We start from the raw sequence: 23,525 nt of genomic DNA on the forward strand, positions 1-23,525 counted from the left end.
TGTGCCGAGAGGCCCTACTTCCAGGGCGTTCCGGTGAGTAGCTCGTAAGCCTCCAGGTACTTGGCGCGGGTCGCGTCCACGATCTCCTGGGGCAGCGCCGGCGGCGGCTGCTCGCTCTTGCGGTCCCAGCCGGATGCCGGGGAGGTCAGCCAGTCGCGCACGAACTGCTTGTCGTACGACGGCTGGGCGTGGCCCGGCTCCCAGTCCGCGGCGGGCCAGAAGCGGGACGAGTCCGGGGTGAGCACCTCGTCGGCGATGATCAGTTCCTCGCCGCCGTCGGCGGTGGGCGCGAAGCCGAACTCGAACTTCGTGTCCGCGAGGATGATCCCGCGCTCGCGTGCGATGTCCCGGGCCCGGCTGTATACGTCCAGCGTCGCGCGGCGCAGCTGTGCGGCTGTCTCGGCGCCGGCCTGACGGGCCACTTCCTCGTAGCTCACGTTCTCGTCGTGATCGCCGACGGCCGCCTTGGTGGCGGGGGTGAAGATCGGCGCCGGCAGCTCGGAGCCGTCGACGAGGCCTTCGGGAAGGGCGAGACCGCAGACGGTGCGGGACGCGTTGTACTCGACCAGGCCTGAGCCGGTCAGGTAGCCGCGGGCGACGCACTCGACCGGGACCATCCGCAGCGACTTGCAGATCGTCGTGCGGCCGGCCCAGTCCGCGGGTGCGCCGTCGGGCAGCTCCGTGGACAGAACGTGGTTCGGTACGAGATCGGCGAGCTGGTCGAACCACCACAGCGAGAGCTGGGTCAGGACGCGGCCCTTGTCCGGGATCTCGGTGGGCAGGACCCAGTCGTATGCGGACATCCGGTCGCTGGCGACCATGACGAGGTCGCCCGCCTCGTTCCGGTACAGGTCGCGCACCTTGCCCGTGTGCAGGTGGGTGAGCCCCGGAACCTGCACGGGCTCGGGCTTTTCTACAAATCCGGACACGCTGCCTCCGCGTAGGTTGATCCAGGAGCTGTTCCGATTGTCCCGTATCGGGGCGCGGACGGCTTCGGAGGGGTGCGGAGGGGCGCGGATGCGTTGCCGAGAGCGGGCCCCGGAGGGCGGCCGGGCCTCAGGCGCGCTTGCAGATGCGGTCGAGGAGGTTGGCGGTGGCCCGCTGGATGCGCGGGTCCACGTGGCCGGGGCGGTCCAGGGCCGGGGACCAGGCGAAGGTGCCGGAGGCGAAGACGAGGGCGCCCGACGGGGCCCGGTACAGGGACGTCTCCTGGTGACGGGTCACGCCGTCGCTGTCCTGGTACGGAGAGTGCGCGAGCAGGATGCGGTTGTCGTGCTCGGGGAGCGTCGTGCGCGGGAAGTAGCGGTCGGCCTCGCCCGCGACCAGGCCGTTGATCTCGTCGCCCTCGACGGCTTCGGTCGCGTCCCAGAGCCAGTGCTCCGCGTTCCGCACGACCAGCGGGTGGGGGTCGGGGACCCGGCCCGCGTACTGGATGCCGAGCAGCTGCTGCTCGGGACGGTCGAGCTCACGCCAGAGCGCGGGCTTGCCCGGGCCCCGGCGCTTACGGCAGCTGAGCAGCCGGTCGGGGACGCCGGAAGGCGACGGCGCGAGGCTGACCTGCCAGTACATGGTGTTGGCGGAGAGGAAGACGAGGGACGTGCCGTTGTCGCGGGCGCGTTCGGCGGTGCGGCGCATGGGCACCGACCAGTACTCGTCGTGGCCCGGGAAGACCAGGCCCCGGTAGCGGGTCGGGTCGATCCGGCCCGCGTGCAGGTCGCGGGTGTCGGCGTAGGCGATGTCGTAGCCGTAGCGCTCGGCCCAGCGGATGAAGTCGTAGGCGTGGCCGACGTGGAGCGGAAGGCCGGCGCCCGCGTAGGGGCGGTCGAAGGAGACGGTGACCGCGGCGTCCTCCTCCCCCAGCAGTCGGCCCTGCTCGTCCCAGGCGTGGTAGAGGCTGGCACCGGTTCGGCCGTCCTCCGGGTAGAGGTTGTACGCCTGCCACGTGATGTCCGGGAGCACCAGCAGCAGATCGGCCGGGTGGTCGTCGCGGACCGTGAACGGAATGTGGGAGCGGTAGCCGTCGACCGTGGTGAGGACGGCGACATACGCGCCGATCGACCAGTACGTGGGAATCTGCAGCCGCCAGGACTGCCACCAGTGGTGGCAGGAGACCGTGCGGTCGGCGGTGAGGGGGGCCGGCTGGACAATGCCGGAGAGCCGCGGGCTCGTGGTGATCTTGGCGGCGCCGTCACCCCCGTAGTGACCGATCCGGTAGATGTCCACGGAGAACTGCTGGGGCGGGTCCACGGTGATGTGGAAGTCGATCGCCTCGCCCGGGGCCGCGGCGCCGGTGGAGATGAAGCCCTTGATCTGGCGGCGGACGTCGTCGGCGGTGCGGGTGCCCCCACCGGTGGAACCGCGGGGCAGGGTGGGGTCGGCGTACCAGGGCACTACCTGGCCTGTGTCGTCGAAGTAGTTCTCACTGCCGCGCAGCCAGGGAAGGGGCCCCTGGCCGAAAGGGTCGGTGACGGCATGCGCGAGGGCACCTGACTCCCAACGGCGAATCTGCTCCGCCCCCATGACGCATCCCTCCCTCAGGCCCCCGGAACAACAGTGGTGCGCCGACTGTCAGCGCCGATCCCCAGCACATCACATAACGCATGCACTCCGTCACCGTTCGTCGCGAATTGACGTGAACGGAACCTGATATTCCGGATATCGGGTGTCGGTCCGAGTGAACGGCCGTCTGTCCAGACGTGTTTCAGACGAGACGGACAGGCTTGTCGGTACGCACGCCGACCGAGGCGAGCCAGGACCGCAGCGGCTCCGCGTCGCCGTCCTCGACAAGGCTGAGGACAGGGCTGCCGAGGTCGGCCCGGCGTTCGCCGTCGACCAGCAGCGCGGGGCCGTCGAGCCAGTCCAGCCCGGGCGCCGCGCCCGCCGTGTCGACGGCGGCGCAGCAGACCATCGCCGCGACATGGTCCGCGAGCAGCTCGCTCCCCGTACGGGGCGGTTGGAGCGGGAAGAGCGGCAGCGGATCGGGACCCCAGAGGTCCAGCACGTCGCCGCCCACACCCCCTGCACCGCCGGTGACCGGCTGCGGGGCCTGCGCCTCCTCCCGGGCCACGGCGGCGCTGATCCCGGCCGCGAGCTCCTCGCCCCCGCCCCGGCCCGCGGCGAGGTGCTCGACGACGCGCGCCAGTGTGGGCACCCCGGCGCAGGCGCTGTCGCCTGCTGCGCCGGCGGCGGGGGGCACGCCCATGGTGTCCAGGACACGGTGCAGCCGGGCCGCCTCCGCGCGCCATTTCCGGTCGACGACCTCTTCCGGATACTGCTGCCAGTCCACCGGAGCCCAGTCGGGCCCGGTCTCCGCGGGGCCGCCGTGGAAGAGCCGTGCGGCCAGCAGGGACGCCGCCTCGTCGGCCGCTCCCGGCGTCTCCAGGAGGTCGCAGGCGGGGCGCTCGCCGAGCCGGGTGGTGAACCCTTCGGCCAGCCGGTCGCGCCGGGAGAGCTCGGTGAGGGCGGAGACGACGCCCGCGTTCAGCCGGGAGGGCCAGCGCCCCATCCGCCAGGCAGGAAGCGCGACGCGGGTGAGCAGCCGGTCCCAGCCCGCGTAGGCGAGACCGACCTGTTCCTGGGCGACGACCCGCAGCCCGTAGTCCACGGTCTGGGCGCGCGTCGACGCGGCGGCCGCGACACCGCGCTCCATCTCCGCGGCATGGCCACGACAGCTGCGCAGCAGCAGCCGGGCGATCCGGCCGACGAAGCGGCCCGGCAGCCGCAGGACCATGCGCAGCGGTCCCTGAACGGGCGCGGCGGCATCGGCGACCACGCCGTCCAGCCCGCGTACGAAACGCCGGGCGGCGGCTATGTCGGGGTGGGCGGAGGGGCCGGTGCCGGCCACGACCGGGGCGAGCACCGCCCGCAGCTCGGCGACCCGCATCCACCAGAGGAATGGGGAGCCGATCACCAGCACAGGCGCCGCCTGCACCCGGCGACGGCGTCCCGGATGACGGCCCGAGCCGTCCGCCGGACCTCTCGGGTCCCGGCGCGCGGCCTCCTTGGCCGCCCGGTCCGCAGCCGGGTGGGTGCGGTCCTCCAGCCAGCTGTCGCAGTCGGGTGTGAGAGCTATGGCCGAGGGTGCGGGCACTCCGAGCCGCTCCGCCAGGTCACGGACCAGCCGGTAGAGGTCCGGGGCCGCCTCCTCGCTGAGCGGGACGGTCGGGCTGACCGCCGGCTTCGCCCGTACGACCGCGATCGCGACGGCCGCGGCGATGAGAAGGACGACGACGGCGCAGGCCGTCACGGCCCAGCGCACCGTGTCCCAGCCGCTGCCCTCGGTGAAGCCCTGCGCCTCTGCGGCGAACAGCACGACGGCCGACGCGGCCGGCAGCAGTGCCACTGCCGTTGCCCTGCTGCGGATGCGCAGCAGGACGAGAGCCCGGGCGCGCGCTGCCTGCGCACCCAGCTCCTCACCTGTACCGGTACCGGACACGACCGGACGTCACCCCCTCTGCACCCACGGCGGTGTTGCTCACTCCCCCACTGTGGCACCCGTCACTGACATCGCAATGCCGGTGGGCCAAGTGCCGGAACGCTTGCGCCGCACCCTAGTTGGGGCTTCGGCGGGCGTCATCCGGATGGCTCAGTCGTCACTCGATGGAATGGCTTTGGGCAAAGGTGCTGACGCGCCGCTGTCCATAGGGCAGCGGCGCGTCAGTGGTGGTCGGAGCGGTACGGCTCAGGTGTCCGCGGGTCTCCTGGAAACGGGTGGGGCTCAGGCCTCCGCGGCCTTCTTGGCGATGTCCGTACGGAGCTGCGAGCCGTCGAGCCGGATCCTGGCCGCAGCCGCGTAGGCACGCTCACGGGCGCCCGCGAGGTCCTTGGCGGTCGCGGTCACCGAGAGCACCCGGCCGCCCGCGCTGACGACCGTGTCGCCGTCCCGCCGTGTCCCGGCGTGCAGAACGTACGCGTGCGGCGCGTCCTTGGCCGCGACCTCGTCGAGCCCCTCGATCGGATCGCCCGTCCGCGGGGTCTCCGGGTAGTTGTGGGAGGCGATGACCACGGTGACGGCGGCCTCGTCCCGCCACTTCAGCGGGGGCAGCTCGTCCAGGGTCCCGTTGGCGGAGCCCAGCAGGACACCGGCCAGCGGGGTCTTCAGGCGGGCCAGGACCACCTGGGTCTCCGGGTCGCCGAAGCGGGCGTTGAACTCGATGACCCGTACGCCTCGCGAGGTGATCGCGAGGCCCGCGTACAGCAGCCCCGAGAAGGGCGTACCGCGGCGGCGGAGCTCGTCGACGGTCGGCTGGAGGACCGACTGCATGACCTCGTCGACCAGCTTCGGGTCCGCCCAGGGCAGCGGGGAGTAGGCGCCCATGCCGCCGGTGTTCGGGCCCTCGTCGTTGTCGAGGGCCCGCTTGAAGTCCTGCGCGGGCTGGAGCGGCAGCACGGTGGTGCCGTCGGTGATCGCGAAGAGGCTCACCTCGGGGCCGTCGAGGAACTCCTCGATGACCACGCGGTCGCAGGCCAGCGCGTGGGCGCGGGCCGCCTCGATGTCGTCGGTGACGACGACGCCCTTGCCTGCGGCGAGGCCGTCGTCCTTTACGACGTACGGGGCGCCGAACGCGTCGAGGGCGGTGTCGATCTCCGCCGGCGTGGTGCAGACGTAGCTACGGGCGGTCGGGACGCCCGCGCCGGCCATCACGTCCTTGGCGAAGGCCTTGGAGCCTTCCAGCTGGGCGGCCCTTCCGGACGGGCCGAAGCAGGGGATACCGGCGGCGCGCACGGCGTCGGCGACCCCGGCGACAAGCGGTGCCTCCGGGCCGACGACCACCAGCTCGGCGCCCAGTTCGGTGGCGAGGCGCGCGACGGCAGCGCCGTCGAGGGCGTCGACCGGGTGCAGTTCGGCCACCTCTGCGATGCCGGCGTTGCCGGGAGCGCAGTACAGAGCGGTGACGTCGGAGTCGAGGGAAAGAGAGCGGCACAGGGCGTGTTCGCGGGCGCCGCCGCCGATGACGAGGACCTTCACGGGGTGCAGCCTAGCCGCCGGGGCGCGGCGCCCTTGACGGACGCCGCTCCGTGGACACCGCGTACCCCGCTCCGTGGACAGCGCGGACACCGGTCCGGGAAGGCCCGGGGAGACGGGACCCGCACGGCCTCGGGGCGATCGGGGAGACCTGACCAAAATGCCCCGGACCGCTCGACGAGGTCCGCCCACATTCGCCTGTCCTACTCGTTGGTGAACTCCTCGACGACCGTGGCGCCCAGTTCGCGGACGATCAGGTCGTGGCCGGACAGGGCCGAGTCGACGAGGTCGGGATCGTCGGCCTCGGGGGTGTCGTCCTCGGGGGCGACCGACCGGGGCGGTTCCGGAGCGGCGTACGACGGGGGTGCGGACTCCTGGGCGGAGCCGCCGCCGCCCGGCTGCCGGCGCTCCGGCGCGGGCCGGGGCTCGTACGACTGCGGCGCGGGGGCCGCAGGGTGCTGCGCGGGCGGTGCGGCTGCGGAGGGGCGCCCGCCGCCGACCTGCGGGGGCTGGCCTGCTCCGCCCGACGGGTCGACGATCGCCTCGATCTTCCACTGCGCGTTGAACCGCTCGGCCAGGGCCTGCTTCAGCACTTCTTCGCTGCCGCTGCTCGCGAAGTTGTCGCGGGCTCCGGCGTTGAGGAACCCGATCTGCAGCGTGGCACCGTCGAAGCCGGTGACCTGGGCGTTCTGGCTGAGGAGGATCCAGGTGAACCGGCGGCGGCCCTTGACCGCCTCCAGGATGTCGGGCCACATGTTGCGCACCTGCGCGGCGCCCTGCGTCGCGCCCGGAGCGGGCGCGGCGGCGACGGGTGCCGGCGCGGCGGCGGGTGCCACAGGGGCCGGTGCGGGGGCGGCGGCCTGTGGCGCGGGGGCCTGGCCCGGGGTGGAGGCGGTCGGCCAGCCTCCGGGCCTTCGGCCCTGCTCGGGCGCGGCCGCGCCGGGCCAGGCGCCGGGCCGCTGTCCGGCCGCGGGCGCCTCCGCGGGCGGCGGCTGCACGGGGTCGGGCACGGGAGCCGCCTGGACGGGTGCGGGCGGGGGTGCGTCCCCGCGTGCCGCCGCACGTGCGACGGCGGGCCCCGATCCGGCGTCCGGCTGCCCGAAGGGGGGCGGCGCGGGGGCCTGAGGGGCGGCCGGGGCGTATGCCTGAGGTGCGGCGGGGGCGTGTGCCTGAGGGGCGGCCGGGGCGTGGGCCAGCGCCTCGGGCCCGGGGACGTACCCCATCGAGGGCCCTGGCCCGGTGGTGGCGAAGGACGCACCCCGCTCCAGCCGGTCCAGCCTGGCCTGGAGGGAACGCTCGTCGTCGAAGGCGGCCGGCAGCAGCACCCGGGCGCAGATCAGCTCGACCTGGAGGCGCGGCGAGGTCGCCCCGCGCATTTCCGTGAGTCCCTCGTTGACCAGGTCGGCGGCGCGGCTCAGCTCGGCGGCACCGAAGACGGACGCCTGGGCCGTCATCCGCTCGACCACATCGGCCGGTGCGTCGATCAGCCCCTTCTCCCCCGCGTCCGGCACGGCGGCCAGGATCACCAGGTCGCGCAGCCGCTCCAGGAGGTCGGCGACGAAGCGGCGGGGGTCGTTGCCGCCCTCGATCACCCGGTCCACGACCTCGAAGGCAGCGGCCCCGTCGCCCGCGGCGAAGGCGTCCACGATCGAGTCGAGCAGGGAGCCGTCCGTATAACCGAGCAGCGACGTCGCCATGGCGTACGTCACACCCTCGTCGGCCGCGCCGGCCAGCAGCTGGTCCATGACCGACATCGAGTCACGCACGGATCCGGCACCGGCCCGCACGACGAGCGGGAGCACCCCGTCCTCGACGTAGCTGTTCTCCCTGCCGCACACCTCGGCGAGGTACTCGCGCAGCGTCCCGGGCGGTACGAGCCGGAACGGGTAGTGATGGGTACGCGACCGGATGGTGCCGATGACCTTCTCGGGCTCCGTGGTCGCGAAGATGAACTTGAGGTGCTCCGGCGGCTCCTCGACCACCTTCAGCAGGGCGTTGAACCCCGCCGATGTGACCATGTGCGCCTCGTCGATGATGTAGATCTTGTAACGACTCGACGCGGGCCCGAAGAACGCCTTCTCCCGCAGATCACGCGCATCGTCCACGCCACCGTGCGAGGCGGCGTCGATCTCGATCACATCGATCGATCCCGGTCCGTTGCGCGCGAGGTCCTGGCACGACTGGCACTCCCCGCAGGGCGTGGGCGTGGGCCCCTGCTCACAGTTCAGACAGCGGGCGAGGATGCGTGCACTGGTCGTCTTGCCGCAGCCGCGCGGACCACTGAACAGGTACGCGTGATTGACCCGGTTGTTCCGCAGGGCCTGCTGCAGCGGGTCAGTGACATGCTCCTGACCGATGACCTCGGCGAACGACTCGGGGCGATAGCGGCGGTACAGCGCAAGGGACGACACACCTACGAGGTTATCGGGGTCGACTGACAACCGGCCCCGGACCGGGCACACCACCGGCTGCGGGAAACCTCACCACAGGAAATCCGGACGCCGGAAACCCGCCCCCACCGGGGCCCGGACACACAAGGGCCCCCCACGCACCCGCCAGAGCCAACTTACCCTTGCTGCCTTCCGGCCCTGGGGGAGTTCAGTCAGATAGCGCCACGTGAGGGGCTGACGCCCACCTTAGCCGATCCCCACCCCCGCAAGTCCACCTCCCCCGCACCCGGGAACCCTGCCGAGGCCACCCGGAGAGGTCCGAGGCGGAACGGGTTCGCGAGCACTCCTCAACGTCTTGTATTGTTTGCCGCGGAGGATTCGCCTAGTGGCCTAGGGCGCACGCTTGGAAAGCGTGTTGGGGGCAACCCCTCACGAGTTCGAATCTCGTATCCTCCGCCATTGCTCTCACCGGGCAATACGTCGAAGGCCCCGACCGGGAAACCGGCCGGGGCCTTCTGCGTTCGCCGGGGCTGGGTCTCGGCCCTGGCCCCGCATCAGCTGCTCTCACTCGGCACACGGCCGAGTTCCCGGACCGGGCAGCCCGGTGCGGCGGAGGCAGCGGCGCGCTCGATCGGAGTGATCAGCAGAGGGCTCCTGGCCCGCTGCGCCGGCATCCGGGCCGGAGTGCAGTCTCCGGTCGGCTGTCCGAGGTCGCGGATGTCTCGCACGCTGCCCTGGCCCTCGCGCTTCCAGCGCCGGCGGTCCCAGCGCCGGCCGTCACACTCCTGACCTCGGCGGGGTTCAGCGGCACAGGGCGGTGTCCACGGCGCGTTCGAGATTCGTCCGGCCCGCCTCGTCGGTGAGCTGCATGGTGACCGCGACGTTGGCGGCGCGGCCGTCGTCGGTGGCGCCGCCCCGGGACTCGTACCCCGGGAAGCTGCCGCCGTGGCCCCAGGAGAGGCCGCCGCACGGCAGCGGTCTGCTGACGAGTCCGAGTCCGTAGCGGGCTCCGGGGCCGAAGGTCGCTTCGGCAGGGACGGTGGAGCGCATCTGGGCGAGCTGGGCCGAGGGCAGGAGGCGGCCGGCCAGGAGTGCGCCGAAGAAGCGGTTGAGGTCGGAGCCGGTGGAGACCATCTGGCCTGCCGCCCAGCCCCAGGAGGGGTCGATCTCCGTGATGTCGCGCAGCGGCCCGTCCGCAGATTCCCGGTAGTAGCCGTGGGGGTGGGGCTCCCGGATGCTCGCGTCACCGGGAGCGGGGAAGTAGGTGTGGCGCAACCCGGCGCGTCGGACGACGCGCCGGTCGATCTCGTCGGCCAGGGGGCGGCCGGTGACCCTCTGGATGAGCAGGCCCGCGAGCACGTAGTTGGTGTTGCTGTACTTCCAGCTCGTCCCGGGGGCGAAGTCGGCCGGGTGCCGGAGGGCTGTGGCGAGCAGTTCACGGGGGGCGTAGTACCGGACGTCGTCCCCGAGGTAGTTGCTGTAGTTGGGGAGTCCGCTGGTCTGCTGGAGGAGCTGGCGGACGGTGATGCGCCGTCCGTCGATCCCCTCCCCGCGGACGAGGCCGGGCAGGTAGGTGTCGACGGAGGCGTCCAGGTGCACCCTCCGCTCCGCGACGAGCTGGAGGACGACGACCGCGACGAAGGTCTTGGTGTTGCTGCCGATCCGCACCTGCCCGTCGACGGGTACCGGTGCGCCGGTGGCCAGGTCGCCAATCCCTGCGGTGTAGGTCCGGATGCGGCCGTCACGGTCCTTGACACTCGCCAGCGCGGCGGGCGTCCCGCCGTCGCGCACCAGCGCGTTCAGGCTCTGCCGGACGGTGTCCGGCCTGGCGGCCGAGTTGGCGGGCGGGGCCAGGGCTCCCATCGCCATGACCCCGATGGCCACCGCGGCTGCGGCGGGCAGGGCCCGTCGCCGCGTGCCCTGCTGCCGGATCGGCGAGCGAAACGCCTGGCGTGTCAGTCCACGCATGAGTCAACTCCTGAGGAATCGTTGGATCGTCGTTCGGGATACCGGGTTGCCTGCTGCGTGATTCAGCCGCACAGGGCCGTGGCCACGGCGTCCTTCACGTGCTGCGTGGCGGCCTCGTCCGTCGGGATGCTGGTGACCGCGAGGTTGGCGGCGCGGCCGTCGTCGGTGACACCGCCCCGGGTCTCGTACCCCGCGATGTCGCCGCCGTGGCCCCAGTAGACGCCGCCGCACGACAGCGGCCTGCTCGTGAGCCCCAGCCCGTAGCGGAGGCCGGAGGTCCCGGCGGGGACGGTCGTGCGCATCTCGGCGAGCTGGGCCGCCGGGAGGAGGCGGCCGCCGAGGAGCGCGGTGAAGAAGCGGTTGAGGTCGGAGTTGGTGGAGATCAACTGGCCTGCGGCCCAGCCTGCGGAGGGGTCCATCTCCGTGAAGTCGCGCAGCGGTCCGTCCGCCGGGTTGCGGTGGTAGCCCCGGGGGTGCGGCTCTCGGATGGTCATCTCGCCGAGGGCGGGGAAGTAGGTGTGGCGCAGCCCGATGCGCTTGATGATGCGCCGGTTCATCTCCTCGGAGAGGGGGCGGCCGGTGACCTTCTGGACGATCAGGCCGGCCAGGACGTAGTTGGTGTTGCTGTACCCCCACGTCGTCCCCGGAGCCGCGTCGGCCTTGTACCGAAGGGCGATGTCGAGCAGCTCGCGGGGCTCGAAGTACCGGTTCCTGATCTCGTCGTCGTCGACGTGGATGCCGTACTCGGGGAGTCCGCTGGTGTGCTGGAGGAGCTGGCGGACGGTGATGCGGCGCCCGTCGATCCCCTCTCCGCGGACGAGGCCGGGCAGGTAGGTGTCGACGGTGGCGTCGAGGCCGATCTTCCCCTCGCCGACCAGCTGCATGACCACGACCGCCGTGAACGCCTTGGTGTTGCTGCCGATCCGTACCTGGCCGTCCCTGGGCACCTTCGAGCCGGTGGTCAGGTCGCCGACTCCTGCGGTGTAGGTGCGGGTGCGGCCGTTCCGGTCCTGGACGCTCGCCAGCGCGGCGGGCATCCCGTCGTCGCGCACCAGCGTGTTCAGTGCCTGCTGGACGGAGTCCGGCCTGGCGGCGGCAGCAGCGGAGGCGGCGGAATCGGAGGCGGCGTCGGAGGCGGCGGGCGGGGCGAGGGCGCCCAGCGTCATGACACCGACGGCCACCGCAGCCGCGGCCGACACGGCTCGTCGCCGTCTGCCACCCTGCTGCCGGGTCGAGGGACTAAGGCCCTGCCGGGTCCGAGTACGCATGAGTCAACTCCTGGGAATCGTCTGGTCGGAGCACGATCCTTGTTTCCAGGGCCCTCTGACCGCATCGCGGGAAGGCGGGAGAAATCGCTCCCCCGATCGGGGGAGGCTGCCGGTGGGCTGCCCGGCAATACTGGCGACCATGATCAGGGGAATTCGGCTGCTGCTGCGCGGCTCCACGTACTCAGGTGTGCTGTTCGCCTATTGCGGCGCGTTGGCGAGCCTTCCGCTGCTGCCTTTCGCCCTGTTGCCGGCGCTGTCGTGGCGATCCGCACCCGAGAGCGTGCAGATCGTCCTGGTCCTGCTGGTCTGGGCGGTGCTGGTCGGCGTGGTCGGACTGGCGCGCCCTGTACGGCGAGCGCTGGTCGTGTCCGCCCGCCGGCTGCTGCGGGTGCCGCTGCCGAATCCGGTGGCCGGTCGCCGGACCTCCGGTTCACTCGGCCCCGACCGCTGGCGGACCCCCCTCTGGCTGGTGCTGCACGTGGCCGTCGGGTGGACGGGGGCACTGGCGAGCGGGGTGCTGTTCATCATGGGCCTCTCCCTGCCGGCGAACTGGCTCGGCGGCGAGGTGCGGGCGAGCCTGTTCGGCACGTCGGTCCGGGTGTCGGGCGGGTGGAGCTGGGTGGTGGCGGCCGTGTGCATCCTGCTGGCGGTCGCCGTCTGCGTACTGGTGACGAAGGCCCTGCGGTGGTCGGCGCCACGGCTGCTGGGGCCGTCGGCGGCCGAACGGCTCGCGCTGGCTGCCGAGCGGGAACTGCTGCTGGCCGAACGCAACCGGATTGCCCACGAGTTGCACGACTCGATCGGGCACACGCTGACGGCGGCCACCATCCAGGCGGCGGTGGCGGGCGAGGTGCTCTCCTCCGACCCGGCGGCGGCGCGGGCCGCCATGCGCAGCATCGAGGAGTCGACGCGGGCCGCGCTGGAGGACCTGGACTACGTGCTCGGGGTGCTGCGCGAGGAACAGTCGGGCACGGCACCGACCCGGACCCTGGCCGACCTCCCCGAGCTGCTGGACCGCCTGCGGCACGCGGGGGCGGTGGTGGAACCGGAGCTGTCGGGCGAGCTGGCGCAGGTACAGGGGACGCTCTCCCGAGCGGCGTACCGGATCCTCCAGGAGGGGCTGACGAACGCGCTGCGCCACGGGGCGGGCGGCCCGATCGAGGTCCGGGTGACGGCCGGGCCGAACGGACTGGACCTCGCGGTGGTCAACCGGACCGGGGCACGGACGGGGCCGGGCACGGGAGCCTTCCCGACCTCCGGCCACGGTCTGCCCGGACTGGCCGAGCGCGTCCGGCTGCTGCACGGTGACTTCCGGTCCGGCCCGGACGGGACGCAGCACTGGCGGCTGGCCGTCCGGTTGCCGGTACGGGTGTCGGCGTGAGTGGATCCGACGCGGGCGAAGGCATGGCCCTCCCCGCAGTCGCCGGCCCCGCCGTCACCCTCCTGATCGCGGACGACGACGAGGTGACCCGCAGCGGCCTGGGCATGCTGCTCACCGCGCAGCCGGGGATCACGGTGGTCGGCGAGGCCGCCGACGGCGTCGAGGCGGTCGACCGGGCGCGGAGCCTCCGGCCGGACGTGGTCCTGATGGACGTCCGAATGCCGCGTCGCAACGGGATCGAGGCCACCCGCCAGCTGCTGGCCGAAGCGGCCGACCCGCCGAAGGTCGTGGTGATCACCACCTTCGAGAACGACGGCTACGTCACCGCCGCCCTCAGCGCGGGCGCCAGCGGCTTCGTCCTCAAACGCCTCCCGGTCCGCCAGATCGCCGAGGCGGTCCGGGTGGTGGCGGCGGGCGAAGCGGTCCTCTTCCCGGCCGCGCTGGGCCGCATGGTCGCCGCCCGCCCGCTGTGCTCCGCCGAGGCCCTGCCGCAGGCTGCCCTGACGGGCCGGGAGGAAGAGGTACTGCGCCTGATGGCCACCGGGCTCTCCAATCCGGAGATCGCGCAGTCCCTCACGGTGAGCCTGGAGACGATCAAGACCCACGTCGGAAACGTGCTGACCAAGCTCGGCGCGCAGAACCGGACCCACGCTGTGGTGATCGCGTACGAGTCCGGCCTGGTGGTCGCGGGCTTCACCGGCTGACCGGCCTCCGCTCCTCCTCACGGTCGCCCGCACGGATCTCCGGTCTCGGTCCTGGTCCCGTTCAGTCCTGTCCGCGTCACCGGCCAAGCCATGCAGTGGTACGACCCGGTAGCCGGTAGACGAAATCCCGTACGGCCTCAGTTCTGGTCTCGTTCACAGGCGTGAGCCACAGTTCGGCCTTTCTGTAGCCGTCACTGTGCGGCAGGTCGGAATGCGACAACCCACCCCGGACAACACGGCGCCTTGCCCGTGCGGGGGTCCGGACGGGACGCCGGCGTGCCGCCGCCGGTGCACCGGCGTGCGGGCGACCGGCGGTGGCAGTGGCAGTGGCAGTGGCAGTCGGGCTTCTCGTACCTCGCTCTGCGCAGGCAGGGCGACACGCCGCGGCGGCCGGACTCAGGAAGTCCGGCCGACTCCGGCTTCTCGTGGACGGCGCACCGGCACGGGCAGCCCGGATGGTGCACGAGATGTTGGCTGCCCCGACCGCTCGCGGTGACGCTGAGCGGGACGTCACCGGGGCCCAGCGAGCGCGGACGGATCCGCGCCGGCCCCGGCGGGACGGAAGGAGCCACGCCATGCGGGTCATGCTGCGAGCGCAACTGGACACACAGCTCGCCAACGAAGCCGTCAAGAACGGCACCCTGCCGAAGATCATGCAGTCGCTCGCGGAACGCCTCAACCCGGAGGCGGCCTACTTCGGCCCCAGCGAGGGCAAGCGGTGCTGCACCTTCGTCTTCGACATGCAGGACAGTTCTCTGCTGCCCTCCATCGCCGAGCCGCTCTTCGAGGGCCTCGGCGCGAAGATCGAGATCCAGCCGGTCATGAACACCGAGGACATGCAGAAGGGCCTCGCCGCGCTGAAGCAGAGCTGACGTCCACTCAGCGGCTCAAGCCCCTTGAGTGCCGGAACCGCTCGGCTGGTCCGCAGGAACCGGAGACCCTGTGGGATGCACCCCCGGACCCCCGGTACCCGAGTGATCGAGAGGGCGGGGCGGGCCGCCGCCCTCCCCGACACGCTGCCGGCGCCCCTGGGCCGTTCCGGGAATTCTCCGGGATTCCCGGAAAACATTCCGGCGCGGTGTCGAGAACCGTCACCCTGCTCCGACGTCCCCTGTGAGAGTCGCCCACGAAGGGCGGCAGGAGCACGGACAGAGGGAGCGGAGTCATGAAGTATCTGGTGATGGTGCAGGGCTCGCAGGCCGACTACGAGGCGATGCGCGGGACCGCGTCCGCCGGCAATCCGGCCTGGAGCGAGGCCGACGTGCAGGCCATGTTCTCGTTCATGGGCGCGGTCAACAACGATCTTGCCGAGACGGGTGAGCTCATCGACGCCCAGGGCCTGGTCGAACCGGCGAAGACCCGGTACGTCTCCGCGGGCGAGGACGGTCGTCCGGTGATCACCGACGGTCCGTACGGAGAGACGAAGGAACTGCTCGCCGGGTACTGGGTGCTCGAATGCGAGAGCCTGGAGCGGGTCACGGAGATCGCCGCGCGCGTCACGCAGTGCCCGGCGCCCGCCGGTGCGCCCGTCCGTCCGGTGGTCATCCGGCCCATCGACGGCGGCGGAGGCGATGTGTGAGACGGACGACCGAGGTCGAGGACCTGTTGCGGCTGCACGCCCCGCAGGTCCTCGGCGCGTTGGTGCGCCGGTACGGGCACTTCGACCCGGCCGAGGACGCGGTTCAGGAGGCCCTGATCGCCGCCGCCCGGCAGTGGCCTGAGCAGCGGGTACCGGACAATCCGCGCGGCTGGCTGATCCGGGTGGCCTCCCGGCGGCTCGTGGACCGGCTGCGCAGCGACGACGCCCGGCGCGCGCGTGAGGAGGAGGCGGCCGCGCTCACGCCCCGGGACGCCTTCACCGCTCCGGCGCCCGACGAGCCGGTGCCGGGGGCGAGCCGGGCGCCGTCCGAGGACGACACCCTCACCCTGCTCTTCCTGTGCTGCCATCCGGACCTGGCCCCGGCCGCTCAGGTCGCCCTGACCCTGAGGGCCGTCGGCGGGCTGACCACGGCCGAGATCGCCCGGGCGCATCTGGTGCCCGAGGCGACGATGGCCCAGCGGATCAGCCGGGCGAAGCGGAAGGTCCGGGGCACCGCCTTCGTCCAGCCGGTGCCCGCCGACCGGGACGCGCGGCTCGCGGCGGTGCTCCAGGTGCTCTACCTGATCTTCAACGAGGGCTACACGGCGACCTCAGGACGCGCCCTGCACCGCGCGGGCCTGGCCCGGGAGGCGATCCGGCTGACCCGTGCGGTCCGCCGGCTGCTGCCCAGGGACGGCGGGGTGGCCGGGCTCCTGGCGCTGATGCTGCTGACCGATGCCCGCAGCGCCGCACGCACCGGACCGCACGGCGAGCTGATCCCGCTCGACGAACAGGACCGCACCCGATGGGACCCGGCGGCCGTCGCCGAGGGCACCGCCTTGGTCGAAGAGGCCCTGCGCGAGGGGCCCGCCGGGCCCTACCAGGTGCAGGCGGCCATCGCGGCGCTGCACGACGAGGCGGACCGTGCCGAGGACACCGACTGGCCGCAGATCCTGGCGCTGTACGACGTCCTCGTGCGGATCGCCCCCGAGCCGATGGCCGAACTGAGCCGGGCCGTCGCCGTCGCCATGGTGCACGGTCCGCAGGCCGGGCTGGCCGATGCCGACGCCCTCGCGGACCGGCTGGCGGGCCACCACCGGCTGGACGCCGTCCGCGCCCATCTGCTGGAACGGGCCGGCGACACGGAGGGTGCGCGCGCCGCCTACCGCTCGGCGGCCTCCGGGACCCTGAGCATCCCGGAGGCCCGCTACCTGAACCGACGCGCGGACCGCCTCGAAGGCTGACACGGCTTCGTGCTCCCTTGTCACCTGATGCCCGGCGCCGGGCGGTCGCCGAGCGGCACCCAGCACCTGGCACCCAGCACCCTGGAAGCAACAAAGGCAACGGAAACGACACAGAACAGCGGCAAACGGCTGCAAACGGCAGCACCGGCGGTGGTTTCACTGGCCGTCGTACCCCCGGCTGGCAATCATCGGGTCCATGACCAACAGCAACCAGGGCCGGGACATCACCCTCCGGATCGCTCAGCAGCCGGAGGCGGACAGCCTTCTCGCGCGCAGCCCGCTCGCCGCCCTCGTGGGCATGCTGCTGGACCAGCAGGTGCCGATGGAGTGGGCGTTCTCCGGACCGTACGCACTGGCACAGCGGATGGGCGAAGACGATCTGGACGCCCATGAGATCGCGGCGTACGACCCCGAGGCCTTCACCGGACTCTTCACCGACAAACCCGCTCTGCACCGCTATCCGGGTTCGATGGCCAAGCGGGTGCAGCAGCTGTGCCAGTACCTGGTGGCGCAGTACGACGGTGAGGCGAGCGCGGTGTGGACCGAGGCCACCACCGGTGCGGAGCTGCGGAGGCGGCTCAACGCCCTGCCCGGGTTCGGCACCCAGAAGGCCCAGATCTTTCTGGCGCTGCTGGGCAAGCAGTTCGGTGTCCGGCCACCGGGCTGGCGGGAGGCGGCGGGACCGTACGGGGAGGCGGGCTCGCACCGTTCGGTCGCCGACATCACAGGCCCCGAGTCGCTCGCCGAGGTCCGCGCCTTCAAGCAGGAGGCCAAAGAGGCCGCGAAGGCCGCCAAGGCGGCGGCCAAGGGAAAGTGAGTCCGCCCCCGCTCCGCCGGGGCACGCCCTAACGCCTGCGGTGTGCCGTGCCGAACAGCGAGCGTGAGATCTCCCGCGCCTGCGGCGGCAGTACGCCGTCCGAACCGGTGCCGCCGCTCGCACCACCCCCTGCGCTCCCGGCTGCGCCCCCGCCCGTGTTGTCACTCTCGTTCATCACGGCCTCAATTCCGGAATGGCGGCTTATATGCCTCCTCGGTCAGCATCGCAGTCCCGTTCCATGGCTGCGCCCGGAGGCCCTTGACCGGTAGGCTTTCCGTGTGATCTTCAAGCGCATCGGAAATGGGCAGCCCTATCCCGACCACGGCCGGGAAAGCACCCGGCAGTGGGCGGATGTCGCGCCGCGCCCGGTCCGCCTCGACCAACTCGTGACCACCAAGGGCCAGCTGGACCTCGAAACGCTCCTCGCCGAGGACTCCACGTTCTACGGCGACCTCTTCGCGCACGTCGTGAAGTGGCAGGGCGACCTCTACCTGGAGGACGGACTGCACCGCGCGGTCCGCGCCGCGCTCCAGCAGCGCCAGGTGCTGCACGCCCGCGTGCTCGAGCTCGGCTGAGGCGCCACACCGGGTCCGTTCGACTCCAACAGGGTTCGTTCGAGTGCACTTTCGCACTCGGACGGGTGCGATCCGTCGATCATCAAATAGTCATCATCTCCGGGTCGCACTACGCTGCGCCCATGAGCATGCTCACTCCCCCCGGCATGGGCGGAAAGTACCGCATCACGGGTGACAAGTACCCGCGCATGCGGCGCCCCCGCCGCCGCAGCAAACTGGTCCTCACGGCCATCGCCTCCGTGGTCGCCCTCGGGCTTGCCGGATGGGGCACGCTGCAGCTCATCGATGTCTTCACGGGCGGCGACAAGCAGGCGAGCGCCGCCGACCGCAAGGCGGACTGCCCGACCGCCAAGCCGTCCGCGCCCGCGAAGGTCCTGCCGAAGCCCGCGAAGATCACGGTCAACGTCTACAACGCGACACCGCGTGGCGGACTGGCCAAGGCGGCGGCCGATGAGCTGAAAAAGCGCGGCTTCACCATCGGCAAGGTGGGCAACGCCACCGCCCCGTACGACAAGAAGGTCCCCGGGACCGGCATACTGCTGGGCGCTCCGGCCGCGCTCAACGGCACGTTCCCGGTGCTCGGCACGCAGCTGCCGGGCGCGACGACGAAGACCGATGCCCGCAAGGGCATGGACGTCGATCTGATCATCGGGACGAAGTTCAAGGCGTTCAGCACGCCGCAGGCGGCAGCCACCGCGCTGACCACCCTCACGAAGCCGGCCCCGGCGCCGTCCTCCTGCTGAGGGCCGCGGACCTAACGCGACGGCCGGGGCGCTCGAAGAGCACCCCGGCCGGCCACGGCGGCCCCTAGCCGACGGTGCCGTACATCCGGTCCCCGGCGTCGCCGAGGCCCGGCACGATGTAGCCGTTCTCGTTGAGCCGCTCGTCGACCGAGGCGGTGACCACGGTGACCGGCGTCCCCGCCAGCTCGCGCTCCATCATCTCGACGCCCTCGGGCGCCGCGAGCAGCACGACCGCGGTGACATCGTCCGCACCGCGCTTGATCAGCTCCTGGATGGCCGCGACCAGCGTGCCGCCGGTGGCGAGCATCGGGTCCAGGACGTACACCTGGCGGCCCGAGAGGTCCTCCGGCATGCGGGACGCGTACGTGGACGCCTGGAGCGTCTCCTCGTCGCGGATCATGCCCAGGAAGCCCACCTCGGCGGTCGGCAGCAGCCGCACCATGCCGTCGAGCATGCCGAGACCGGCCCGCAGGATCGGCACGACCAGAGGCCGGGGGTACGACAGCTTCACGCCGGTGGTGGGTGTCACCGGGGTCTCGATGTCGACCTGTTCGGTACGGACATCGCGGGTGGCCTCGTACGCGAGCAGGGTGACCAGCTCGTCGGCGAGGCGCCGGAAGGTCGGGGAGTCGGTGCGCTTGTCGCGCAGGGTGGTGAGTTTGTGCGCGACCAGCGGGTGGTCGACGACGTGGATCCGCATGGCACCAACAGTAGCCGCGCCTCCCGTACCCGTGCGCTGGCATCAACCGCACGTTCGGGGGGAAGGTGGGGGCATACGAACCCAGCCTTGGGGTGATGAGAGCCGATGCCGGACGGGGCGAAGCAGGAGCGGGACGCGCCGGACGCGCGCGAGGCGCAGGACGCGCCGGAGACCGACGCGCAGCGCCGCAGGCGCCGCGCCCAGTTCCTCCGTGAGCTTCACGAGGCCAAGGCGCTCCGCGACCGGGTCCAGCCTCGCCGGGTCAAGGCCGCCAGAATGCGCCAGGCCATGCGGATGCGGACGTTCCGCTGGTAGCCGTCCGGCCGGCGGAGGAACCCCCAGGTGGCGGCGTCGGAGAGAACTGATGGCCGACGCAACGGCGGAACTGCTCTCGCGGAGCCCTTGTTTCTGCCACGATTCCGATGGGCGGGACGCAGGGCAGCCGGACCACCGACTGCCCTCCCGCCGGACCGACACGCTCAGGGTCTTTCGTTGGGATCGGAGCTCGCTCCCTTATCAAGCCTGATCCGAACGAGAGTCCCTAAGACCAGTGGGAGAGTCACGGTGTACTTCGCCGCACTGCTCGCGCGCACCGAAGACGGGTGGAAAGCGAGCGACACGGAGCTCGACGATGTGGAGTCCCTGTCCGATCTGACGGATCTGGCCCGTGAGGCCTCGGTGGACGAGGACACGGTGCTCGTCTTCATCGAGCAGGAGGACGCCTGGTTCGGCGTCATCCGGGTGGACGGTGAGGAGGACCCGCGTATCTACGTCTCGAACGCCTCCGCCGCCGCCCGCTCCTCGTACGGGGAGATCCTGCTCACCGATGAACTGCTCGGCCGCGAACCCGGGGCCGAAGTCACGATTGCCGCCCTCGAAGAGCTCGTCGGCCTCGACGGTACGGAGGACGGTGAGCCGGATACCCCCGACAACCACGACAACCACGACGACAACGCCGGCACCGATGATGACGACGGCCCGGACGCCGACGTCGTACCCGCGGGTCCGCTCGGTGACACCGGGGTGCTGTCCGACCTCGGGCTCCCCGAGGCGGAGCTGCTGATGCTGCGGACGGACGCAATGGCGGAGATCGCGGACGCGCTGGGAGCGGCCGAGGTCCTGGAGACCGTCCGTTAGGGTCCGCGGGTGACCGAAGCACCGCACCCGCACGACCCGTCCCCAGCGCAGCACCTACCGAACGATCCCGTACGGGACCCGTGGCGGGCTCCCATGCGCCGCGCCCTGGACGAGGCCGACCGGGCGGCGACGGCCGGCGATGTGCCGGTCGGCGCCGTCGTCCTCGCCCCGGACGGGACCCTGCTCGCCACGGGCCACAACGAACGCGAGGCGACCGGCGACCCGACGGCGCACGCCGAGATCCTCGCCCTGCGGCGGGCCGCCGCCGCCCTCGGCGAATGGCGGCTGTCCGGATGCACGCTCGTCGTCACCCTGGAGCCCTGCACCATGTGCGCGGGCGCCCTGGTGCAGTCCCGTGTGGGCCGGGTCGTCTACGGCGCCCGGGACGAGAAGGCCGGAGCGGCCGGCTCGCTCTGGGACGTCGTACGGGACCGCCGGCTCAACCACCGCCCCGAGGTGATCCACGGAGTCCTGGAGACCGACTGCGCGGCCCTCCTGACGGCCTTCTTCCGCGACCGCTGACCCGGCGTCCCCGTACGCGCGGGGCGTCGCGCGGAATCGGATTTCGACGGACGGCCGAGATGGTCTAAGCTCTCTCTCGGTAGCGTGTCCGAGCGGCCGAAGGAGCTCGCCTCGAAAGCGAGTGTGGGGAAACTCACCGAGGGTTCAAATCCCTCCGCTACCGCTCTTGTGAAGGGCCCGACGCACAGCGTCGGGCCCTTCGAGTTTTCCGCCCCGCGCCTGTTCCGCCCGCACCGATGGGGCAGCGGGCATGACAGATGGCCCCGGGTCCGACCGTCGTCGGACCCGGGGCCATCCGTGCACTCGGGTCGGGGGGAGCGGCATCGGGGGACAAGCCGCTCCCCCCGATGAGAACAGGCCCTACCAGCCCTCGCCGCGATCGGGGGAAGGCCGCGGCGAGAACCCCACAGAGAGGTCCTGTTCCTCGCCCCTCGGATTCCTGCCGGATCCGCTGGGCTCGTCCACCATCCTGCCGCTCCGCAGAAGCCACACGGGCGGGCAAAGGACCTCGATCTCCGGGCCCTTGGTCCCTAAAGACCGGATGAGTGATCGGAAACAGCAGGCCGATACGGCCATGTGTGCGGATAGACTCGCCCGACTGCACAGGGGATCGAAGGGGAGTACGGGGCCGATGGTGCAAGCAAAGAAGATCGCTCTCTACCTGATAGTCGTCTTCGTGCTCTACACGATCATCACGTCCCCTGCCCGGGCCGCGGATCTCGTCCAGGTAGGGTTCGAGGGCGTTTCGGATGCCGCACAGGGCGTCGGCGACTTCATGTCCGAGCTCGTGAAGTAGGAGTACCTCCATGATCCGCCATCTGGTCCTGTTCAAGCTGAACGACGGCGTCGAGCGGGACGATCCGCGGGTCGTCGCGGGCGCCGAGGCCTTCCGGGGACTGGCGGACAAGGTGCCCGGGCTGGAGTTCTGGGAGTGCGCCTGGAACATCACCGACCGGCCGATCGCGTACGACTTCGCCATCAACTCCGCAGTCGCCGACGAGGCCGCGCTGAAGAGCTACATCGAGCATCCGGCCCACCAGGCAGCTGCCGGACAGTGGCGCGAATTCGCCACCTGGGTGATCGCCGACTACCCGTTCTGACGCCTTCGGCCCTGCGAGCCCCTCACCACGACGGTGAGGGGCTTTCTTTGTGTTTAAACCGCTTCGAGGTCAACACGGCGCTATGGGGTGCTTGCACATAGTGGACATGTCTTGTGATGCTATGACCGCTTTTGACGGATGAGTTGACCGAAGTTGACCGCAAAGGGGTGGCGTCATCGTGCCGGCCAGTACAGCACCTCAAGTGCCTCCCCAGACCGTCCAGGCCGTCCAGGCCGCCCGGACGACGCCGGCGGCACAGACACCCCCGGCGTCCCATGCGCCCCAAGCGATCCAGGTACCCGCGACACCTCAGGCATCCCTGGCATCCCAGGCAGCCCCGGCAGCCCCGGCAGCCCTGGCATCCCAGACGGCTCAGACGGCTCAGACGGCTCAGACGGCTCAGGCCGCCCAGACGATCCAGACCGAGACACCCGACGACACCGTCCCGCCCGGCAGGACCCGCGGAGCCGACACCAGGGCGCTCACCCAGGTGCTCTTCGGCCGGCTCCAGGGGCTGGAGCCGGGCACCGCGGAGCACGGCCGGGTCCGGGCGGCGCTGATCGAGGCGAACCTGCCTCTCGTCCGGTACGCCGCCGCGCGGTTCCGCAGCCGCAACGAGCCGATGGAGGACGTCGTCCAGGTCGGCACCATCGGCCTGATCAACGCCATCGACCGGTTCGATCCCGAACGCGGGGTCCAGTTCCCCACCTTCGCGATGCCGACGGTCGTCGGTGAGATCAAGCGGTACTTCCGGGACAACGTGCGGACCGTCCACGTGCCGCGCCGGCTCCACGAGCTCTGGGTCCAGGTCACCGGCGCCACCGAGGACCTGACGACCGCTCACGGCCGCTCCCCCACCACCGCGGAGATCGCCGAACGGCTGAAGATCTCCGAGGAGGAGGTGCTGGCCTGCATCGAGGCCGGCCGCTCGTACCACGCGACCTCGCTCGAAGCCGCCCAGGAGGGCGACGGGCTGCCCGGGCTGCTGGACCGGCTCGGCTACGAGGACCCCGCACTGGCCGGCGTCGAACACCGCGATCTGGTCCGGCATCTGCTCGTACAACTGCCCGAACGTGAACAGCGGATCCTGATGCTCCGCTACTACAGCAACCTGACGCAGTCCCAGATCAGTGCCGAACTGGGAGTCTCCCAGATGCATGTGTCAAGGCTCCTGGCCCGAAGTTTCGCCAGACTTCGATCCGCAAACAGGATCGAGGCGTAACCGAATCGGGTAGACCGGCTCCGGGGCGCTCCCCGCGGGCCAAAAGCCGCACACCCCTTGTTAACTGCGCAGACTCCCCCGAAACTTGTCGACAAGTCACTACAGCGTGTTGCCGACATGTGACATTCTGCGGGAACCGCGTTTGCCGCAGCCTCCCCTCCGGTATTCAGGTGGAGGCTGCGTTCCTCCGATGGTCGTGGCCACCGCGAC

At 71.6% G+C, this 23,525-nt stretch carries 22 protein-coding genes, 2 tRNA genes and 1 other RNA gene; 16 read left to right on the top strand and 9 right to left on the bottom strand.

All coding sequences use genetic code 11. From position 1 onward, the window contains the following. Positions 1-14: 14 nt before the first annotated feature. The 6 genes from ACIOEW_RS14030 to ffs form a co-directional block, all read right to left on the bottom strand. Positions 15-929, bottom strand: coding sequence for a phosphoribosylaminoimidazolesuccinocarboxamide synthase (locus tag ACIOEW_RS14030; RefSeq protein ID WP_401963966.1), 915 nt, complete (start codon positions 927-929; stop codon positions 15-17). Positions 930-1,056: 127 nt separating this feature from the next. Then, positions 1,057-2,520, bottom strand: coding sequence for a N,N-dimethylformamidase beta subunit family domain-containing protein (locus tag ACIOEW_RS14035; protein ID WP_362540355.1), 1,464 nt, complete (start codon positions 2,518-2,520; stop codon positions 1,057-1,059). Between the two features lie 181 nt (positions 2,521-2,701). Continuing rightward, a complete protein-coding gene (locus tag ACIOEW_RS14040; protein ID WP_401963968.1) occupies positions 2,702-4,435 on the bottom strand; it encodes a hypothetical protein in 1,734 nt (577 codons plus the stop codon). 282 nt (positions 4,436-4,717) lie between these two features. Beyond that, positions 4,718-5,968, bottom strand: a complete 1,251-nt coding sequence (gene purD / locus ACIOEW_RS14045) for a phosphoribosylamine--glycine ligase (protein WP_401963970.1) — start codon at positions 5,966-5,968, stop codon at positions 4,718-4,720. Positions 5,969-6,168: 200 nt separating this feature from the next. Next, entirely contained in the window at positions 6,169-8,376 is a 2,208-nt protein-coding gene (locus ACIOEW_RS14050; protein ID WP_401963972.1) for a DNA polymerase III subunit gamma and tau, read from the bottom strand. Between the two features lie 121 nt (positions 8,377-8,497). Continuing rightward, positions 8,498-8,594, bottom strand: an RNA gene (gene ffs, locus ACIOEW_RS14055) — signal recognition particle sRNA small type. A 132-nt stretch (positions 8,595-8,726) separates the two neighbouring features. On the opposite strand from ffs, the gene ACIOEW_RS14060 reads away from it, so the two are divergent. Continuing rightward, positions 8,727-8,814 (top strand) — tRNA-Ser (locus ACIOEW_RS14060). Between the two features lie 342 nt (positions 8,815-9,156). Here ACIOEW_RS14060 and ACIOEW_RS14065 read toward each other — a convergent pair. Both ACIOEW_RS14065 and ACIOEW_RS14070 read right to left on the bottom strand, forming a co-directional pair. Next, a complete protein-coding gene (locus ACIOEW_RS14065; protein WP_401963974.1) occupies positions 9,157-10,323 on the bottom strand; it encodes a serine hydrolase domain-containing protein in 1,167 nt (388 codons plus the stop codon). A gap of 62 nt (positions 10,324-10,385) precedes the next feature. Beyond that, positions 10,386-11,591, bottom strand: coding sequence for a serine hydrolase domain-containing protein (locus ACIOEW_RS14070; RefSeq protein WP_401963976.1), 1,206 nt, complete (start codon positions 11,589-11,591; stop codon positions 10,386-10,388). A gap of 139 nt (positions 11,592-11,730) precedes the next feature. Between ACIOEW_RS14070 and ACIOEW_RS14075 the strand changes: the two genes are divergently transcribed. From ACIOEW_RS14075 to ACIOEW_RS14110, 8 genes are all read left to right on the top strand, one after another. Further along, on the top strand, positions 11,731-12,972 hold the full coding sequence (locus ACIOEW_RS14075) for a sensor histidine kinase (RefSeq protein WP_401963978.1): 1,242 nt from the start codon (positions 11,731-11,733) through the stop codon (positions 12,970-12,972). Positions 12,973-12,995: 23 nt separating this feature from the next. Beyond that, a complete protein-coding gene (locus tag ACIOEW_RS14080; RefSeq protein WP_401964442.1) occupies positions 12,996-13,676 on the top strand; it encodes a response regulator in 681 nt (226 codons plus the stop codon). Positions 13,677-14,251: 575 nt separating this feature from the next. Next, positions 14,252-14,548: a DUF3303 family protein gene (locus ACIOEW_RS14085; protein WP_362540333.1), complete on the top strand. Its 297-nt coding sequence runs from the start codon at positions 14,252-14,254 to the stop codon at positions 14,546-14,548. A 293-nt stretch (positions 14,549-14,841) separates the two neighbouring features. Then, positions 14,842-15,255, top strand: a complete 414-nt coding sequence (locus ACIOEW_RS14090; RefSeq protein WP_362540330.1) for a YciI family protein — start codon at positions 14,842-14,844, stop codon at positions 15,253-15,255. Continuing rightward, positions 15,252-16,499, top strand: coding sequence for an RNA polymerase sigma factor (locus tag ACIOEW_RS14095; protein ID WP_401963980.1), 1,248 nt, complete (start codon positions 15,252-15,254; stop codon positions 16,497-16,499). Before ACIOEW_RS14090 ends, ACIOEW_RS14095 begins: the two co-directional genes overlap by 4 nt. Positions 16,500-16,695: 196 nt before the next feature. Beyond that, a complete protein-coding gene (locus ACIOEW_RS14100) occupies positions 16,696-17,316 on the top strand; it encodes an HhH-GPD-type base excision DNA repair protein (RefSeq protein WP_401963982.1) in 621 nt (206 codons plus the stop codon). A 278-nt stretch (positions 17,317-17,594) separates the two neighbouring features. Next, positions 17,595-17,891: a type II toxin-antitoxin system VapB family antitoxin gene (locus tag ACIOEW_RS14105; RefSeq protein WP_073736427.1), complete on the top strand. Its 297-nt coding sequence runs from the start codon at positions 17,595-17,597 to the stop codon at positions 17,889-17,891. Positions 17,892-18,037: 146 nt separating this feature from the next. Next, complete coding sequence (locus ACIOEW_RS14110) at positions 18,038-18,634, top strand: LytR C-terminal domain-containing protein (RefSeq protein WP_401964443.1); 597 nt, start codon at positions 18,038-18,040, stop codon at positions 18,632-18,634. A 64-nt stretch (positions 18,635-18,698) separates the two neighbouring features. On the opposite strand, the gene upp is transcribed toward ACIOEW_RS14110, so the two are convergent. Next, positions 18,699-19,334, bottom strand: a complete 636-nt coding sequence (gene upp, locus ACIOEW_RS14115) for a uracil phosphoribosyltransferase (protein WP_362540321.1) — start codon at positions 19,332-19,334, stop codon at positions 18,699-18,701. 105 nt (positions 19,335-19,439) lie between these two features. On the opposite strand from upp, the gene ACIOEW_RS14120 reads away from it, so the two are divergent. The 7 genes from ACIOEW_RS14120 (at position 19,440) to ACIOEW_RS14150 (ending at position 23,315) form a co-directional block, all read left to right on the top strand. After that, entirely contained in the window at positions 19,440-19,649 is a 210-nt protein-coding gene (locus ACIOEW_RS14120) for a hypothetical protein (protein WP_350988167.1), read from the top strand. A gap of 249 nt (positions 19,650-19,898) precedes the next feature. Beyond that, the gene (locus ACIOEW_RS14125; RefSeq protein WP_401963984.1) at positions 19,899-20,471 is read left to right on the top strand and encodes a hypothetical protein; all 573 of its coding nucleotides are present in this window, start codon (positions 19,899-19,901) and stop codon (positions 20,469-20,471) included. Between the two features lie 9 nt (positions 20,472-20,480). Further along, positions 20,481-20,993 carry a tRNA adenosine(34) deaminase TadA gene (tadA, locus tag ACIOEW_RS14130; RefSeq protein ID WP_401963986.1) on the top strand — a complete coding sequence of 171 codons (513 nt, stop codon included), beginning with the start codon at positions 20,481-20,483 and terminating at the stop codon, positions 20,991-20,993. Positions 20,994-21,071: 78 nt separating this feature from the next. Then, positions 21,072-21,156 (top strand) — tRNA-Ser (locus tag ACIOEW_RS14135). Positions 21,157-21,624: 468 nt separating this feature from the next. Beyond that, positions 21,625-21,789 (top strand): hypothetical protein, encoded by a 165-nt coding sequence (locus tag ACIOEW_RS14140; protein ID WP_187285206.1) that lies wholly within the window; start codon positions 21,625-21,627, stop codon positions 21,787-21,789. Between the two features lie 10 nt (positions 21,790-21,799). After that, on the top strand, positions 21,800-22,093 hold the full coding sequence (locus tag ACIOEW_RS14145; protein ID WP_326737522.1) for a Dabb family protein: 294 nt from the start codon (positions 21,800-21,802) through the stop codon (positions 22,091-22,093). A gap of 355 nt (positions 22,094-22,448) precedes the next feature. Next, entirely contained in the window at positions 22,449-23,315 is an 867-nt protein-coding gene (locus tag ACIOEW_RS14150) for an RNA polymerase sigma factor SigF (protein ID WP_401964444.1), read from the top strand. The last annotated feature ends 210 nt before the right edge of the window (positions 23,316-23,525 follow it).

It is taken from the genome of Streptomyces sp. NPDC087901, assembly GCF_044742205.1.
GTDB lineage: Bacteria > Actinomycetota > Actinomycetes > Streptomycetales > Streptomycetaceae > Streptomyces.

What these genes read in the sequence shown, in the direction of transcription:
- ACIOEW_RS14035 (WP_362540355.1), bottom strand. Translation starts at nt 2,520, where the DNA reads ATGGGGGCGGAGCAGATTCGCCGTTGGGAGTCAGGTGCCCTCGCGCAT.
- ACIOEW_RS14065 (WP_401963974.1), bottom strand. Translation starts at nt 10,323, where the DNA reads ATGCGTGGACTGACACGCCAGGCGTTTCGCTCGCCGATCCGGCAGCAG.
- ACIOEW_RS14070 (WP_401963976.1), bottom strand. Translation starts at nt 11,591, where the DNA reads ATGCGTACTCGGACCCGGCAGGGCCTTAGTCCCTCGACCCGGCAGCAG.
- ACIOEW_RS14075 (WP_401963978.1), top strand. Translation starts at nt 11,731, where the DNA reads ATGATCAGGGGAATTCGGCTGCTGCTGCGCGGCTCCACGTACTCAGGT.
- ACIOEW_RS14080 (WP_401964442.1), top strand. Translation starts at nt 12,996, where the DNA reads ATGGCCCTCCCCGCAGTCGCCGGCCCCGCCGTCACCCTCCTGATCGCG.
- ACIOEW_RS14085 (WP_362540333.1), top strand. Translation starts at nt 14,252, where the DNA reads ATGCGGGTCATGCTGCGAGCGCAACTGGACACACAGCTCGCCAACGAA.
- ACIOEW_RS14090 (WP_362540330.1), top strand. Translation starts at nt 14,842, where the DNA reads ATGAAGTATCTGGTGATGGTGCAGGGCTCGCAGGCCGACTACGAGGCG.
- ACIOEW_RS14100 (WP_401963982.1), top strand. Translation starts at nt 16,696, where the DNA reads ATGACCAACAGCAACCAGGGCCGGGACATCACCCTCCGGATCGCTCAG.
- ACIOEW_RS14110 (WP_401964443.1), top strand. Translation starts at nt 18,038, where the DNA reads ATGGGCGGAAAGTACCGCATCACGGGTGACAAGTACCCGCGCATGCGG.
- upp (WP_362540321.1), bottom strand. Translation starts at nt 19,334, where the DNA reads ATGCGGATCCACGTCGTCGACCACCCGCTGGTCGCGCACAAACTCACC.
- ACIOEW_RS14120 (WP_350988167.1), top strand. Translation starts at nt 19,440, where the DNA reads ATGCCGGACGGGGCGAAGCAGGAGCGGGACGCGCCGGACGCGCGCGAG.
- ACIOEW_RS14140 (WP_187285206.1), top strand. Translation starts at nt 21,625, where the DNA reads ATGGTGCAAGCAAAGAAGATCGCTCTCTACCTGATAGTCGTCTTCGTG.
- ACIOEW_RS14145 (WP_326737522.1), top strand. Translation starts at nt 21,800, where the DNA reads ATGATCCGCCATCTGGTCCTGTTCAAGCTGAACGACGGCGTCGAGCGG.